The organism is Nitritalea sp., assembly GCF_054166705.1.
The window spans coordinates 348,328-364,214 of the sequence record NZ_JBSZCV010000015.1 but is presented as its reverse complement, the minus strand read 5'-3'; the positions used below and the strand labels follow the sequence as shown (position 1 = coordinate 364,214).

Here is a 15,887-nt window from a genome sequence, read left to right as displayed (position 1 = left end):
TTTCTCTAAAAAAGGCCTCGAAGAAAATCCCCGAGGCCTTGAAATTATCTTACATATTTCTGCGGTACTGACCTCCGACCTCATAAAGTGCCTGGGTCAGCTGACCTAGAGAACAGTACTTCGCTGCCTCCATGAGTCCCTCGAAGATATTCTGGTTTTGAACAGCGCGGTGGCGTAATTCGTTCAGCATCTCCTCCGCCTGCTCCTTATTCCGCTGATGCAGAAAGCCTAACATCTCGATCTGATACTCCTTTTCCTCCTTATGAGCCCGAATCACTTCACCCGGTATCACCGTAGGAGAACCCTCAGCGCTCAAGAACGTATTGACCCCGATAATCGGATACTCTCCCGTGTGCTTAAGCGTCTCGTAATACAAGCTTTCCTCTTGGATTTTACCACGCTGATACATGGTCTCCATAGCACCTAAAACCCCACCACGCTCCGTTAGGCGATCGAATTCCGTATACACCGCCTCTTCCACTAGGTCGGTAAGCTCCTCGATAATAAAGGCCCCCTGAAGTGGATTTTCATTTTTAGCTAGGCCCAGCTCTTTATTGATAATAAGCTGTATCGCCATCGCACGACGGACCGAAGCCTCCGTAGGCGTCGTAATGGCCTCATCGTAAGCATTGGTATGCAGCGAGTTACAGTTGTCATAAATCGCATACAAGGCCTGCAGCGTGGTGCGAATATCATTAAAATCGATTTCCTGTGCGTGTAGCGAGCGCCCAGAGGTCTGGATATGGTACTTGAGCATTTGGCTACGCTCATTTGCCCCATATTTTAGCTTCATGGCTTTCGCCCAAATTCTCCTGGCCACACGCCCGATCACCGCATACTCCGGATCGATCCCATTCGAGAAAAAGAAGGATAGGTTCGGCGCGAACTTATTAATATCCATCCCGCGCGACGCATAATACTCCACGAAGGTAAAGCCATTCGAAAGCGTCAGTGCCAACTGGGTAATCGGGTTCGCCCCAGCCTCTGCGATATGGTATCCTGAAATGGATACGGAATAAAAATTACGGATGGCATGATCGATAAAATACTGCTGCATATCCCCCATTACGCGGAGTGAAAACTCCGTGGAAAAAATACAGGTATTTTGCGCCTGATCCTCCTTTAAAATGTCTGCTTGAACGGTTCCACGCACCTTCGCCATCGTCTCAGCCTTGATTTTCGCGTACACCTCGGCAGGCAACACCTGATCCCCGGTCACCCCTAACAGGAACAAACCTAAACCATCGTGCCCTTCTGGAATGGTAGCATTATAGCGTGGCCGCGGGACGCCTTTCTCTGCATAAATCGTCGCTATCTTCGCCTCCACTTCTGCCTCCAGGCCATTGGCATGGATATAAAGCTCACACTGCTGATCGATGGCCGCATTCATGAAAAATGCCGTCATTGCCGCCGCAGGGCCATTGATGGTCATGGACACGGAGGTGCTGGCCGCACAAAGGTCAAAACCACTGTACAGCTTTTTGGCATCATCGAGACAGCTAACATTTACTCCAGAATTACCGATTTTTCCGTAGATATCCGGACGATAATCAGGATCCTCTCCATAGAGGGTTACAGAGTCGAAAGCCGTCGACAAGCGCTTGGCAGGCATGCCCTTCGATACATAATGGAAACGCTTATTGGTCCGCTCAGGACCCCCTTCCCCTGCGAACATACGCGTGGGATCTTCTCCTTCCCGCTTAAAAGGGAAGACGCCTGCGGCAAAGGGAAACTTGCCCGGTACATTTTCTGTCAGCCCCCACTTCAGCAGGTCGCCCCAAGCTTCGTAGCGCGGAAGCACCACCTTCGGAATGTGGCTACCCGCTAAACTTTTCGTGTAGGTCTGTACTTTAATTTCTTTATCACGTACCTGGAAAACGTAAAAATCGTCCGAGTAACGCGCCTTTTCTGTGTCCCACTCCTCTAGCCATTTTTTGTTCTTAGGGTCTAGGTTGAGCTCGACCTGTGCATATACCTCCTGAAGCTCTTTCACCAGGCGATCAGAATCCGCTACGCCGGAGTGCTGAATGGTCTCGATACTTTTATGGATACTGTATAGCTTTTGAGCTACTTCTTTCTGCTCCTCTACCCACTGCCCATACTTCCGGTTCGTCTCGGAAATCTCGGAGAGGTACCGGGTACGTGCCGGCGGAATGATATAAATTTTTTCGGACATCTCGTTGCTCACCTGAAAGCTAGTCTGAAGAGGAGCGCCCGTTTTGGCCACCACAGTCTCCATCAGCGCACGATACAGGTGATTCATGCCCGGATCATTAAACTGAGAGGCGATGGTTCCATAGACAGGAAGCTCCTCGTCTGGAGTGTCCCAAAGGTTATGATTGCGCTTATACTGTTTTTTCACATCACGGATCGCATCGAGTGCTCCGCGCTTGTCGAATTTATTTAGCGCGATGACGTCGGCGAAATCCAACATATCGATTTTTTCCAGCTGCGTGGCTGCTCCATATTCTGGCGTCATCACGTAGAGGGAAAGATCAGAGTGTTCGATAATTTCCGTATCTGACTGCCCGATGCCGGATGTTTCAAGTATGATCAAATCGAAATTTGCAGCCTTCACCACATCTACTGCATCCTGCACATACTTAGATAGCGCTAGGTTGGACTGCCGTGTCGCCAGAGAGCGCATGTACACGCGGGGATGATTTATGGCATTCATGCGGATTCTATCCCCCAAAAGTGCCCCTCCTGTTTTACGCTTGGAAGGGTCCACTGATATGATCGCCAGATGCTTGTCTTCGAAATCCAACAAAAAGCGACGTACTAGTTCATCTACCAAAGAAGACTTCCCTGCTCCGCCGGTACCTGTGATGCCCAGGACAGGCGTTTTCGCAGCCTTAGCTGCCTCGCGTACCTGCTTTAAAAGGGCAGCAGACTGTTCCGGAAAATTCTCCGCAGCAGAAATAAGGCGTGCGATTCGGACCTTGTCCTCCTTTTGCGGCAGCGCCGCTAAATCCTGCACCTGATCTCCCACAGGGAAATCCGCCGTCTGCACCAGGTGATTAATCATGCCCTGAAGCCCCATGGAGCGGCCATCATCGGGAGAGTAAATACGCGCGATGCCATAGGCATGCAACTCCTCGATTTCGGTGGGCAAAATCGTGCCTCCACCACCACCAAAAAGCCGGATATGAGCGGCGCCTCTCTCCTGTAGTAAGTCAAACATATACTTGAAATACTCCACATGCCCTCCCTGATAGGAGGTGATAGCGATGGCCTGCACATCTTCCTGGATGGCACAGTCCACGATCTCCTGCACCGAGCGGTTATGCCCTAGGTGAATGACCTCACAGCCAGTCGCTTGGATGATTCGCCGCATGATGTTTATCGCAGCGTCGTGGCCATCAAAAAGCGAGGCCGCTGTCACAATTCGGATGTGATTTTTGGGTTTATAGATTTCTTGCGTCACTGTATGATAAAGCTATATTTTTCTTAGATGCCCCCGTAAGTGGGGAGCCTGCCGGCTATCTTGCGAATATAAGCAATTTATGCTTAGAGAGAAACCCCTCCTACAGAAAGCTAGCAAAAGATTATTCCGCTCGCACTTGTTTTAGGTGTAAACTAAAAATATTCTGAAAGAAAACGCAGCTTAAAGTAGATAAATAAACGGCTGTATAGACATCGATAGAGCGGCCGTATAACTTGCGCCCCGGCGCAAAAAAAAATGGAGGACTCACTCCTAAAGAGCAAGTACCTCCATTCTAGTACTTTAGTCCCTTATTTAACGAAACGTATACTTATAAGAACCAAATCGGGCTACGATTTCCCGCTCCAGGTTTTCCCGATGGTCGGGGTGTGCGATTTCCATCAAGGCATAGGCGCGCTGGCGTAAGTTTTTACCATACAAGTAGGCCACACCATATTCTGTCACCACATAGTGCATGTGTGCCCGTGTAGTCACTACCCCCGCCCCTGTACGCAGGAATGGATTGATCTTACTCTCCCCTTTCCGTGTAGTCGAAGCAAGCGCCATGATGGGCTTCCCGCCTTTCGATAGGGCCGCGCCGCGCATAAAATCCATCTGCCCGCCGACTCCAGAATAATGATAGCTCCCGATGGAGTCTGCACATACTTGGCCCGTAAGATCTAGCTCCAAGCAGGAGTTGATGGAAACTACTTTCGGATTTTTACGGATTACGGAGGTGTCGTTTACATAGGCTGCCTCCTGAAAAGAAAAGAGTGGATTATCGTGAAGGAAATTATAAAGTTCGCGATTGCCGATGGCAAAGGCAGTGACGACCTTACCGGGATGCTTTTTCTTATATGCATTCGTCACCACGCCCGACTGGATGAGCGGAAGTAGGCCATTGGAGAACATTTCAGTATGAATACCCAGGTCTTTATGCTGGGAAAGTGCACGTAAGGTCGCGTCCGGGATACCGCCGATGCCCATCTGTAGGGTGGAGCGATCTTCGATCAACTCGGCGATGTAGGCCCCTATTTTTTCCTCTTTTTCACTTATTTTTTGGCTATAATCTACCTCTGGAAGCGATTCGTCGATCTCCACAAAGGCATGTATGCGACTCATGTGAATATGGCCAGCCCCATGGGTACGCGGCATCTGCTTGTTGACCTGCGCCAAAACGATTTTAGCTGTTTCCACGGCAGGGATGGCGATATCCGCTGACACCCCCAAGCTGCAGTAGCCATGCTGATCTGGTTCCGAAACGTGAACGATGGCCACATCCGGCTCCAATATACCGGAACGGAACAGCTGCCCGATCTCACTCAAGAAAACCGGCACATAGCCACCTTGTGCACTATTAACCGCCTGGCGGACATTTTCAGAGACGAATAGAGAATTTATAAAGAAGGCATCATTTTGTTTTACTTCCGTAAGTGGCATTGCTCCTAAGGTGGAAATGGAGACGATTTCGACTCCTTTAAGCTCGGCACTTCGGGCAGCGAGGGCGCGAAGTAAATGATGCGGGGTAGCAGCACTTCCATGAATAAAGACACGATCTCCCGACTTGATCGAGGCCACCACATGTGCGGCTTCTGTAAAAATAGCAGACATATACAGTTGATTTTACACACGAATAAAAATAACAAAACACCATGAAACGCGCCTTAAGTGACACCATCAGGTACTCTCGAAAACGAAGTAATCCCTAAAGAGTTTCCATTTTGTAGCCTTCACACATCTCCTGTAGTTTCTTTGGCGGAGAAAAGAAGGTAAAAAGAACCAATCTAGATGAAGCCTCCGTTAAGTATGGAAACTAATCGGGCGCTCTGCTGTTATTTTTGTACTTTTGGAACGGCGCAGGCCGACTCAACCTATTTTAAAAAAACCTAAAGGCTATTCATGAAAAAAATCGCGGTTTTTACCTCTGGGGGTGATGCTCCCGGAATGAACGCTTGTATCCGCGCCGTAGTCCGTACGGCGATTTACCATGGCATCGAAGTCTATGGTATAAATTATGGCTACGAGGGCATGATGAAAGGCAATATCAAAAGAATGCAGTCTCACTCCGTAAGCAATATTATCCAGCGCGGCGGAACGATCTTGAAGTCAGCACGGAGTGAGGACTTTAGAACGGCCGAGGGGCGCCGTATCGCCTATTCGAACCTTCAAGCGCAGGGCATCGAAGGGCTTATTGCCATCGGCGGGGATGGAACGTTTACAGGGGCTAAAATCTTTCATGAGGAATACGGCATTCCTGTGGTGGGCTGCCCAGGAACGATCGATAATGATATTTATGGCACCGACTACACCATCGGTTTCGATACGGCAGTGAACACGGCACTGGAAGCCATCGATAAAATTCGCGACACGGCGGCGGCACACGATCGGATCTTTTTTATCGAAGTGATGGGACGAGATTCAGGCTACATCGCCGTGGAGTGTGGTATAGGAGGGGGTGCAGAATTTGTGCTCGTCCCTGAACAAAAAACGGAATTGAAGGCACTCATTAAAACATTTAAAAACCTGCGCAAATCGAAAAGCTCCAGCATCATCGTGGTAGCAGAAGGCGATGACGCTGGCTCTGCTGAACAGATCATGCAGGAAGTAAAGACCTCCATTAACGACCCTGAAAAAGAGTTTAAAGTAACCACTCTCGGCCATATTCAGCGCGGCGGAAACCCTACAGCCCGAGATCGTGTTTTAGGTTCTAGATGTGGCATGGCCGCAGTAGAGGGCCTTCTTCAGGGACAAAAACGTGTGATGGCAGGGGTAGTAAATGGGGAGGTGTGTTACACAGACTTCCACGACTGTATCACGAAGAAGAAAGTTCTAAAAGACGATCACCTAAAGTTAATCGAAATCTTGAGCATCTAATTTATGGGGTTTTTACCGATTATGATTGTGGTAGGCGGCGCCTCCTTGCTGTTTATCTTAACGGTACGTATTTATCTGGCACAGCGGAATAAGACGCTAGAGGAGTTAGAGCTGCAGATGAGCGCTGCCGCGCGAAGCCTACGCTTCACCCAGCTCTATGGAGAGACGCAGCATCCTTCTGGTTTTTTCCCTTCCCTAAAGACGGATAAAAAAAATAGCTTTGATCAGGCGCTCCTCGCGCAATTTACGCAAGCGCACAAAACCTACCAACTGGAGGTTCGGGCCTACAATAAATTGGTCAAAAAACGCCCTTACAGCTTCGTGGCTAAAATTTTTGGTTTTCGGGCACGTCCGCAGTTCGCGTAAATGGCCCTTTTATCAGGTATGGGCAGCACTCCTTACGCGGGTGCTGCCATTTGTTGTTCGATAAACCTAAAAATTTCCTCGAATGCGTCCGGATGAAACCACCGGGTGTCTGGATCGCGACGAAACCAGGTAAGCTGCCGCTTGGCATACCTACGCGAATTTCTTTTTAGTAGACGCACAGCTTCCTCATAAGGATATTGACCGTCTAGGTATGCAAAGAGCTCCGTATATCCTACTGTTTGCAGCGCGTTTAAGCTCCGAAAAGGATAGAGTGCCTCCACCTCACGTAAGAGTCCCGCTTCTAGCATCAGGTCCATGCGCTGGTCGATCCGTGCATACAACTCCTCACGCGGACGCTCTAAGCCGATTTTAATGGTGCGAAAAGGCCGCTCGGGCAGTTGCTTCTGGCGAAAGCCAGAATAGGGAAGTCCGGTTCCCCAGCAGACTTCAAGCGCCCGCATGAGGCGCTGGGGATTCTGCATATCTACTTCTGCCGCATATGTGGGGTCCAGCTCGCGTAGCTCCTGCTGCAGGACAGCGATCCCTCCCGACTGAAAAAGCTGTTGGGCCTGTTCTCGAAAATGAGGAGGTACGGCTGGAATCGGATCGAATCCCTTCGTGATGGCATCGACATAAAGTCCTGAGCCACCCGTAAGCAGCAAAACCTTCTCCTGTTTGTAATAAGCATCCATAAAATTTAGGACTTCTTTTTCAAACAAATTCACGTCGTACGCGTCATGTATAGACTTGTGATCTACGAAATAATGCGTTACTTTCAGGCGTTCCTCGGGAGAAGGTTTCGCGGTACCGATTTCCATTTCCTGAAAAAACTGCCTACTGTCGGCGGAAAGTATGGGAACACGAAGTTTTTCAGCCAATGCGATGCATAGGGATGTTTTGCCTACAGCAGTAGGCCCCACCACCGTGATGAGTATCGGCTTTAAAGTTTTATTGAGGACATCATCTTTCATGGGGATAAATTTATAGAATAAATGGACGGCCAAACAAAAAAAATACTCATAGTAGACGACAACCTACTTAATCGAAAGGTTTTCGAACATATCGTCGGCCAGCTATACGAAATTCGCTCAGCTGAAGATGGGCAGCAGGCCATCGACTTGCTACGAGTAGAGAAAGTAGATCTTGTCCTCATGGATATACAGATGCCCGTGATGGATGGCATTACAGCGCTGGGTGTTATACAGAAGGAGCAGTTAACCGAATGCCCTATTATTGCCGTATCTGCATTCGCTGACGAGACGGATAAGGCCTATTTCTTGTCCACTGGCTTCCATGACTTTATACCCAAGCCGGTAAAGCCGAAAGTACTTTTAGAGTGTATCGCATTTCACTTGGCTCCAGCGGAGGAGTTAATTCAAAGGAGGGAAGAAAATTTAAGTAGTGCGCATGCAGTGGTACTGGATGAAAAAGTTTGGCAGCAACTTTTAAAATACAATACCGAGCAAAATATCCGGATGGTGTATTTTGATTTTATCGATGAATGTGAACGTCTACTGGTCGATATCGAAGAGGCATGTGTGCGGGAAGAATTTTTAGTAATCGGAGAAAAGCTCCACATCATTAAAGGAAATTCAGGAACACTGGGGGCCACAGATATTTTTATTTTCACGAAAGATTTTGAAAATAGTATTAAAAAAGGCATTTTTGACAAGGTGAGTGCCCAAACAGACCGTCTGAAAGAGAAGGTACAGCACTTTAAACAGCATTTATTAAGCACACAAAACCAAGCATCTACGTAAATGGAAAGTAAAAGAATTTTAGTAGCCGAGGATAGTTCCGTTATCATTAACCTTACTAAAAATGTTCTGGCCTTCGAAAAGTATCACATCACCGCCGTAAAAAATGGTGCGCAAGTTTTAAAAAAGCTTGAGAATGAAGACTTCGATCTTATTCTAATGGATATTAACATGCCTATCATGGATGGAATTTCTTGTACGCAGGAAATACGAAAATTAGGTAAGCCAGAAAAATCTCAAATTCCTATCGTAGCCATAACAGGAAATTATAAAAACTACACCTTGGATGACTTTAAAGCTGCTGGGCTGGATGACTATATCCAAAAACCACTCGACTATGATCTGCTGCTCGCCACGGTGAAGAAACACTTGACCAAATAAATTTCTTCATGCCCGTACGGTATACCAAAGCCTACCTAGATAAATTAGAAAGTATTTTTGCCGCTTCTGCCTATCATCTCCGGTATGAAAAAGGAAGCTTTAAATCGGGGTATTGTATCTTGAACGAAAACAAGATTGTGATCGTTAACAAGTATTATACGCTAGAGGGAAAAATAAATACGCTACTGGATATCTTAAAGGAGTTAGATCTAGATCCTGCTACCGTGACAGATAAAAAAATGCAGGCTTTTCTTTCTGAAATCAAACAAACTGTACTGAAACTTTGAAGATTACATTTTTAGGGACGGGAACCTCTCAAGGGGTTCCCGTTATTACCTGTGACTGTCCGGTCTGCAGCTCCCTAGACTTCCGCGATAAGCGCCTCAGAAGCTCCTTACTGCTGGAGGTCCAAGGAAAAACACTTGTGATCGATACAGGGCCCGATTTTCGGCAGCAGATGCTGCAAAACCGCGTGCAACAATTAGATGCCGTACTTTTTACGCATGCTCATAAAGACCATACAGCAGGAATGGATGATATCCGCTCGTTTAATTTTAAGCAAAAGCAAGACATGCCCATTTTTGCTACTGCGGATGTGTTAAAACAAATTCAACGCGAGTTCGCCTATGTGTTCGAGGCGATTAAATACCCCGGCGTCCCGTCTGTAGCCCCTGAAACGATCGATGAAGCCCCTTTTTTGGCCGCAGGCGTACCCATCACACCGATCGAGGTCATGCACTATAAACTGCCCGTGAAGGCCTTTCGAATCGGAGACTTCACCTACATCACAGATGCTAACTATATCTCAGAGAAGGAATTAAAAAAAGTCAGGGGCAGTAAAGTTCTCGTGGTGAATGCCTTACAGCGTACTCCGCATATCTCCCACTTTACCTTAACAGAGGCACTCGCGCTGGTAGAAGATCTCGAGGTGGAGCAAGCTTACTTCACCCATATTTCCCATAAACTGGGCACCCATCGAGAGGTGGAAGCCATGCTGCCTCCACACGTACGCCTTGCCTACGATGGGCTCAGCGTTTCAATCCCCTAAGCATGCACTTCAACCGCTATTTTCTAGAATTTCTCGTGCCGGAGCTGCGAGAAATTCTCGTCGGACAACAGATAAACGCTTGTTTTTCCCAAAACAAAGATGAACTGATCATCGGCACAGGCGGTCCTTCTGGGGAGCGCTTTATCCGCGCTAATTTTCTGCCGAGTGTGGCGTGTATGGACTTTCCCGACACCTTCCATCGAGGAAAACGTAATACCATCAACTTATTTTCTCCTTTGCTGGAAAAAAACATCGAAGATGTAGCGGCCATGCCGCATGAGCGGGCCTTTCAACTGCTACTTAGTGGGGGATCGGTGCTCCTTTTTAAGCTTCACGGCACCCGGGCTAATGTACTCTTTTTCGAGTCCGCCGACGCTCCCGCCGCGCAGCTACTCTTCCGCAATGAGCTAAAAGAGGACCATGAGGTTCCTCTACACCATTTTTCAAAGGAATTAGACCTAAGCAGGGAACATTTTAATGCTTTAGGTGGCCATGCGGGCCAGTTTTTGCCCACTCTGGGCAAAATCCCTCGCCAGTGGCTAAAAGAAAGAGGATATCCAGACGCTTCTGTCGATGAAAAATGGGAGCTCCTCCAGGAGCTGTTAGATATGCTTAGCGTGCCGCTCTTTAGCATTATGCAGGAGCATGAAGACTTTGTGCTTAGCATGCTGCCTGTGGAAAAACCCTTATTTCAGACCAGTGAGGCCCTCGAGGCCTGCCGCATGCTTTTTAAGTATCGGGTAGCCATTCGCGCCTTCGAAAAAGAACGGGGGCAGTGGATCAAACATTTTCAGGGTCAAAACAAAAAGTCGCAGGCCTACATCGCCAAAAATAGACAGCGCCTGAAGGAACTGGTGGAAGGGCGCTCCCCTCAAGAAGAAGCCGACGTACTAATGGCTAATTTACACCAGCTTAGCGGAAACGAGACCGAAGTGCGCTTGTTTAACTTTTATAGCGGACAGGAAGAGGTCTTTAAGCTTAAGCAAGGCCTGAGTCCCCAAAAACAAGCCGAGCTCAGATACAAAAAAGCAAAAAACCGCCGCCTGGAAATCGCACAAATCGAACAGCATGTCAGCGATAAAGAGGAGCTTATCGCGCAGAACGACCTGTTTATAGAACAGCTCGAGCAGCTGGAAGATTACCGTAGCCTAAAGGCCTTTCTAAAGGACAATCAGCTCGGAAGCCAGCAGCGGGAGCAGGCGGAAAGTGTCCCTTTCAAGCGCTTCGAGCATCAGGGATTTGAAATTTTAGTAGGGAAATCAGCTAAAGCCAATGACGAACTGCTGCGCCGCTATGCTTGGAAGGAAGATTTATGGCTCCATGCCAAAGACGTGAGCGGCTCCCATGTACTCATTAAGGCCCGTTCTGGCCTTAATTTCCCTAAAGATGTACTCGAATATGCAGCTGGACTGGCAGCATATTACTCTAAATACAAGCAGGAAAGCCTCGCACCGATCGCTTACACGCCAGCCAAATACGTACATAAGGTAAAGGGCAGTGCCCCAGGAGCTGTCAGGGTAGACCGAGAAAAGGTGATCCTCGTACAGCCTCTCTCTCCCCAATGAGCCTCTGGTAAGAGCGCGCAACAGCTAAAGCTCCTGCACTACCTGTTTTTCCGAAACAGCGCCGTAAGTGTCTCGCTAATCCCTTCAAAAGAAGCTGCCCTATCGCCAAGGGACGGGTCACTTAGGGCTTGGAAATCCGTATTACCCACTCCACGCTGCATCGGATAAACGAGCAAGTAAGAGAAATTAGTAAAATAACTATTTAGATAGTAGGGTATCTTCGCCATGGCAGCATGATATGAAATCTTTTCCTTTCGACTCATAATAAGTACCAGCTGATCATTATCTTTCAATTCTCGCGAGAGGATTAAAAAATCTTCCCAATTGGTAAAAGGCTTATAGCTTGCTTCGATGGGATTAGATTTTTGGATGGTACGAATAACCTTAAATGCGGCTTCTGTCCCGTAAAATACGATTGGAGAACCGGAGTTTTTGCTAATATTCCATATTTTCACTAACCAAAAAGGAAAACCGATTTCTCGCTCCACATTTCCTGGAAGTACCACACAAAGTCGCTTAATCGTGCTAAGAGGCTGCGCGGGCTTATAAATAAAAGTAGTCGTATTGCATTTAGTCAGAATCCCTTTTGTCAGGTGCCCTAAAAAAGAATCCGATATTCCCTTTTTCACGTGAAGCCCTAGGATCAGATCCGTGATGGCATGCTCTTTAACGACGCTATTAATTCCATTCACGATATTTAGATCGTACCGCAATAATTCCCTCAACTTATTATCAGAGGCGGCAGCTGTCCTTACCGCCTGTTCTAAAATTTTCCGTGCATTTTTTATCGGTAAATCCTCCTCGTCATTGTTATTCACAACACTTAATGCATACAAACCTGAGGTATTTTTCTTCGACTTAATCAGCAAGCCTAAGTTGACCAGCTCTTCGGTCGTTTCTTGGTTACTGACTGGAATCAGGATACGTTCTTTTTCCTCCGTAGCTTCATTTTCTTCAGCATCTACTTCTTGCAGAGCGATATTACGTGCCCCTTTTTGGGCCACAAAGCTCGCAATGGTACAGGTAACTAAAATCATTAAAATCGTCCCATTTAAGATGCTTTCGTTAAGTAAGCGAATAGGATTCCCCGCCTCATCTGTACCTAAGATGATATTAAACCCAACCAACACCGCAGCTAAAGTAGCTGCTGCCTGCGCATTACTTAAGCCAAAGATCAGATGACGTTCATCAACAGAAAATTTAAATACTTTTTGCGTAGCAAAGGCCGCCAAGAACTTCGATAAAGTAGCTACCAAGATCATCATTGTCCCCACTTTAATCGTTTCTACGTCCTTAAAAAACGCTTTGTAGTCGATTAACATGCCGACACCTATTAAGAAAAAAGGAATAAAGATCGCATTTCCTACAAACTCAATGCGGTTCATCAAAGGGGAAGTATGTGGAATGAGGCGATTTAATGCCAATCCGGATAAAAACGCCCCGATAATCGCTTCGATGCCAGCTAGTTCGGCTAAAACGGCACCTAAAAAGACCATAACAAGTACAAAAATATACTGTGCCACGCTATCATCTACTTTTTTAAAAAACCAGCGTGCCAGTAAGGGAAATAAAAAGATAATGATACTAGAAAAAACGATAAGCGCGATACCTAGTCGCCCCCAGAAGTAGCCATCTACCTCACCGGCACTCATGCCGACAATGACAGCCAAAACAAGTAAGGCCAGCGTATCGGTAATCATCGTTCCGCCAACGGTCACATTGACAGCCTTATTTTTGGCCACCCCTAACTTACTAATCAGCGGATAAGCGATGAGCGTATGAGATGCAAACATACTCGCTAAGAGTACAGATGTTGGTAGCGAGAAAGCAAACAGAAAATAGGACACAGAGGTCCCTAAAACCATGGGAATCAGAAAGGTGAATAAGCCAAACACGAGGGATTTGTTAACATTTTTCTTAAAATCCATCAAATCGATTTCCAGTCCAGCTAAAAACATGATGTAGAGAAGCCCCGCCGTCCCGGATAAAATAATGCTACTGTCACGATCCAGCAAGTAGAACCCATTCGGACCCACGATGGCACCCGCGATAATGAGTCCCAGCAGAGGCGGAATTTTAATCTTTTGAAGCAGTAAGGGCGCTACCAGGATGATAATTAAAATAATCAAAAAGCGCAGCACAGGGTTGCTTAACGGCAGCGAAGTGTCGTAAATATCCGCAAGTAAAAGCATACATTCGATTTAGTAGGAAAAATAAGAAAAAAATCTCTCTAGCGCAATTCACTCTCGCGAGGAGCAAAATACAAGTCTATTTCGGGTCGCCCCAAACTAATTTTATTAAAGCCATTTACTAAAACCACAGTACCGGCAATGCCTATTCCTCCCCCGACATAAAGCAGCGTTTCCCCCGCCCGGGGCCGGGTGCCTAATAGCTGCCCACCCAGGATAGTGACAGAGTAACCTAGCGTGGCCACTAAAATACCCGCTTTTAACTGCCGTTTGGCTTGGTACAAGCGCATATCCGTCTCATACTGTCTTATCTCCAGACGAGAAAGCGCACGAACCAAAGAGTCCGAGCGAGTGAGCAGGCCCGTGGAGACAGGGCTTTCTTGTAACAGTTCGCTTTGTTTTTGCGCATGCGCAAAGCATCCAAGGCAGAGAAATAACAGGGTACACAGAAACACCTTCATCTTATTCAGTTTATTGATTTACCCAGTTTTTAAACCCGGAAACACGCTCGCGAGATACCACGAGCTGCTCGCCATCTGCTGTTCCAACACCAATTTTCAGACGTCCATTTTCGAAAGGGCTTATGACATTTAGTGCCCCGATGTGTACGATGGTATTGCGACTGATACGGTAAAAAACAGCAGGATCTAAATTTTTTTCCAACTCACTCAATGACTCGTCTACTAGGTACCGTTGACCGCCATCTCGAGTTACTAAATACGTTATTCCTGCCTTGGAATGGAAAAAGGAAACATCCTGTGCCCAAACAAAATGCATTTTTTTACCTACATGCACTAAAAAACGAGATTTATAGGTTGGCGGAGGCGGAGCAAGCACCTCCTGAATCATTTGCTTCAGTTGTTCAGGATCAGCAATAGCATTTTCAGAGGCTGACACAGCTTTTTGCCGTACGATAGGCGCGAATTTATCCAAGGCACGAATCAATTTCCGCTCTTCTATAGGCTTTAGTAGATAATCGATGCAGTAGTGTTCAAAGGCCTCAAGGGCATGTTGATCGTAGGCAGTGACAAAGATAATCGGTGTTAGCAGCCGATGCTTTCGTAGAGTATGAAAACTGTGTCCATCCGCTAAATGGATATCGCAGAAAATGAGGTCTATCTCTGTGTGGGCGGATAGCAGTTGGTCAAACTCTTCATTACTCTGCGCCAAACCACAAAATTCCGCTTCTGGCCGCAGCTTGGAAATAAGCTGCTGAAGTCTTTTAGCAGCTAAAGGCTCATCCTCTATAAGTAAGATTTTCATGGCGTTTCAGCATGGGAAGAACGACTTCGAACTGTTCAGGTGTTTCCTGAACCCTTATCGCATGTCCTAAAAACTGATATCTTTCACGAATGTTTTGCAGCCCTATACCATTAGAATTCTCAGGATACGGCTTAAGCTGTTTTTTATTGGCTATTTTAATGCTTTCCGGTCCTACCTCTAACAGGACATGCATGGGTTGGGCTTGTGTAAAACTATTATGCTTCACCACGTTTTCGATGAGGAGCTGTAAAGTAGCTGGTGGAATACCGAGGAGGCTTTGATTCAAATGGGACGCATAGCGAACCTCTACCTGTAAGGCACTTTCAAAGCGGGTTTCAAGTAACGCCAAGTAAGCGCGCATAAATTCGAGCTCATCTTCCAGTGAAACCAGGACACTGTCCTTATGCAAGAGGAGATAGCGGTAAATTTTAGCTAGCTGCTGCAGGTAATTTTCTGCCGCATCTACATCTGTCTGAATAAGAGCGGATAATGTGCTTAAATTATTAAAAAAGAAATGAGGATTCATTTGCGCGTTTAAGCGCTCTAGCTTGGCTTCAGAATTTAAGCGGGAAAGTTTCTCTGCCTCTAAGGCTTTCTGTTTATACTGTCGATGTACGTAAAAGAGTGCATGTACGGTATTTAAAAACAAGTTGACCCGGTACATAAAGCCTGCGATAAGCAGAAAATTTTCTACACGGAAAAAAAAAGGATCTCCGTATACTTTGGCGCTCGCCCATGTGAAAAAGAGTGCTCCTAAACCCGTCAGCAGTAGGCTGGCAAGAAACTGATTAACAAGAACATGGAATCCAGTGGGTTTGTGAACGAGGTAGCGCTGCAGGAGGCGATTTCCTTCCCATACGTAGGTGACGGCCAAAAAAACAAGTAAACCCAGCGGTAAAGCCTGTACCTCTACTAAAGTCAATCGATCTCCGTCTAACAGCCAAATGTTTAAAAAGGAGAATGCCGTTAGGAAGAGGATAAATAACCATCGATAGTTATGAGAGAACATGGGCCTTCTTT

At 46.8% G+C, this 15,887-nt stretch carries 14 protein-coding genes; 7 read left to right on the top strand and 7 right to left on the bottom strand.

Going from position 1 to position 15,887, the window contains the following annotated elements; genetic code table 11:
* Positions 1 to 49: 49 nt before the first annotated feature.
* Together ACXIT9_RS11470 and ACXIT9_RS11465 are read right to left on the bottom strand one after the other, a co-directional pair.
* Positions 50 to 3,337 carry a methylmalonyl-CoA mutase family protein gene (locus tag ACXIT9_RS11470; protein ID WP_458056371.1) on the bottom strand — a complete coding sequence of 1,096 codons (3,288 nt, stop codon included), beginning with the start codon at positions 3,335 to 3,337 and terminating at the stop codon, positions 50 to 52.
* Positions 3,338 to 3,739: 402 nt separating this feature from the next.
* Positions 3,740 to 5,035 carry an acetyl-CoA hydrolase/transferase family protein gene (locus ACXIT9_RS11465; RefSeq protein WP_458056370.1) on the bottom strand — a complete coding sequence of 432 codons (1,296 nt, stop codon included), beginning with the start codon at positions 5,033 to 5,035 and terminating at the stop codon, positions 3,740 to 3,742.
* A gap of 288 nt (positions 5,036 to 5,323) precedes the next feature.
* Here ACXIT9_RS11465 and pfkA point away from each other — a divergent pair, with 288 nt between their 5' ends.
* On the top strand, positions 5,324 to 6,298 hold the full coding sequence (pfkA, locus tag ACXIT9_RS11460; RefSeq protein ID WP_458056369.1) for a 6-phosphofructokinase: 975 nt from the start codon (positions 5,324 to 5,326) through the stop codon (positions 6,296 to 6,298).
* Positions 6,299 to 6,301: 3 nt separating this feature from the next.
* Positions 6,302 to 6,664 (top strand): hypothetical protein, encoded by a 363-nt coding sequence (locus ACXIT9_RS11455; RefSeq protein ID WP_458056368.1) that lies wholly within the window; start codon positions 6,302 to 6,304, stop codon positions 6,662 to 6,664.
* A 32-nt stretch (positions 6,665 to 6,696) separates the two neighbouring features.
* Here ACXIT9_RS11455 and miaA read toward each other — a convergent pair whose 3' ends face one another.
* Positions 6,697 to 7,635, bottom strand: a complete 939-nt coding sequence (miaA, locus tag ACXIT9_RS11450; RefSeq protein ID WP_458056367.1) for a tRNA (adenosine(37)-N6)-dimethylallyltransferase MiaA — start codon at positions 7,633 to 7,635, stop codon at positions 6,697 to 6,699.
* Between the two features lie 21 nt (positions 7,636 to 7,656).
* Here miaA and ACXIT9_RS11445 point away from each other — a divergent pair, with 21 nt between their 5' ends.
* Genes ACXIT9_RS11445 through ACXIT9_RS11425 form a run of 5 tightly spaced genes read left to right on the top strand, consistent with a single transcriptional unit; the run spans position 7,657 to position 11,415 of the window.
* Positions 7,657 to 8,424 carry an Hpt domain-containing response regulator gene (locus ACXIT9_RS11445; RefSeq protein ID WP_458056366.1) on the top strand — a complete coding sequence of 256 codons (768 nt, stop codon included), beginning with the start codon at positions 7,657 to 7,659 and terminating at the stop codon, positions 8,422 to 8,424.
* Positions 8,425 to 8,802: a response regulator gene (locus tag ACXIT9_RS11440; protein WP_458056365.1), complete on the top strand. Its 378-nt coding sequence runs from the start codon at positions 8,425 to 8,427 to the stop codon at positions 8,800 to 8,802.
* Positions 8,803 to 8,810: 8 nt separating this feature from the next.
* Positions 8,811 to 9,089 carry a hypothetical protein gene (locus ACXIT9_RS11435; RefSeq protein ID WP_458056364.1) on the top strand — a complete coding sequence of 93 codons (279 nt, stop codon included), beginning with the start codon at positions 8,811 to 8,813 and terminating at the stop codon, positions 9,087 to 9,089.
* Positions 9,086 to 9,850, top strand: coding sequence for an MBL fold metallo-hydrolase (locus ACXIT9_RS11430; RefSeq protein WP_458056363.1), 765 nt, complete (start codon positions 9,086 to 9,088; stop codon positions 9,848 to 9,850). Before ACXIT9_RS11435 ends, ACXIT9_RS11430 begins: the two co-directional genes overlap by 4 nt.
* Before the next feature lie 2 nt (positions 9,851 to 9,852).
* The gene (locus tag ACXIT9_RS11425; RefSeq protein ID WP_458056362.1) at positions 9,853 to 11,415 is read left to right on the top strand and encodes an NFACT RNA binding domain-containing protein; all 1,563 of its coding nucleotides are present in this window, start codon (positions 9,853 to 9,855) and stop codon (positions 11,413 to 11,415) included.
* Positions 11,416 to 11,453: 38 nt separating this feature from the next.
* On the opposite strand, the gene ACXIT9_RS11420 is transcribed toward ACXIT9_RS11425, so the two are convergent.
* From ACXIT9_RS11420 to ACXIT9_RS11405, 4 genes are read right to left on the bottom strand one after another with little or no spacing between them, the layout of a single operon-like run.
* Positions 11,454 to 13,607, bottom strand: a complete 2,154-nt coding sequence (locus ACXIT9_RS11420) for a cation:proton antiporter (RefSeq protein WP_458056361.1) — start codon at positions 13,605 to 13,607, stop codon at positions 11,454 to 11,456.
* Between the two features lie 38 nt (positions 13,608 to 13,645).
* A complete protein-coding gene (locus ACXIT9_RS11415) occupies positions 13,646 to 14,065 on the bottom strand; it encodes a hypothetical protein (protein ID WP_458056360.1) in 420 nt (139 codons plus the stop codon).
* A gap of 10 nt (positions 14,066 to 14,075) precedes the next feature.
* The gene (locus tag ACXIT9_RS11410; protein WP_458056359.1) at positions 14,076 to 14,867 is read right to left on the bottom strand and encodes a LytR/AlgR family response regulator transcription factor; all 792 of its coding nucleotides are present in this window, start codon (positions 14,865 to 14,867) and stop codon (positions 14,076 to 14,078) included.
* Entirely contained in the window at positions 14,842 to 15,876 is a 1,035-nt protein-coding gene (locus ACXIT9_RS11405) for a sensor histidine kinase (protein ID WP_458056358.1), read from the bottom strand. The genes ACXIT9_RS11410 and ACXIT9_RS11405 overlap by 26 nt, the downstream gene beginning before the upstream one ends.
* Positions 15,877 to 15,887 lie beyond the last annotated feature (11 nt).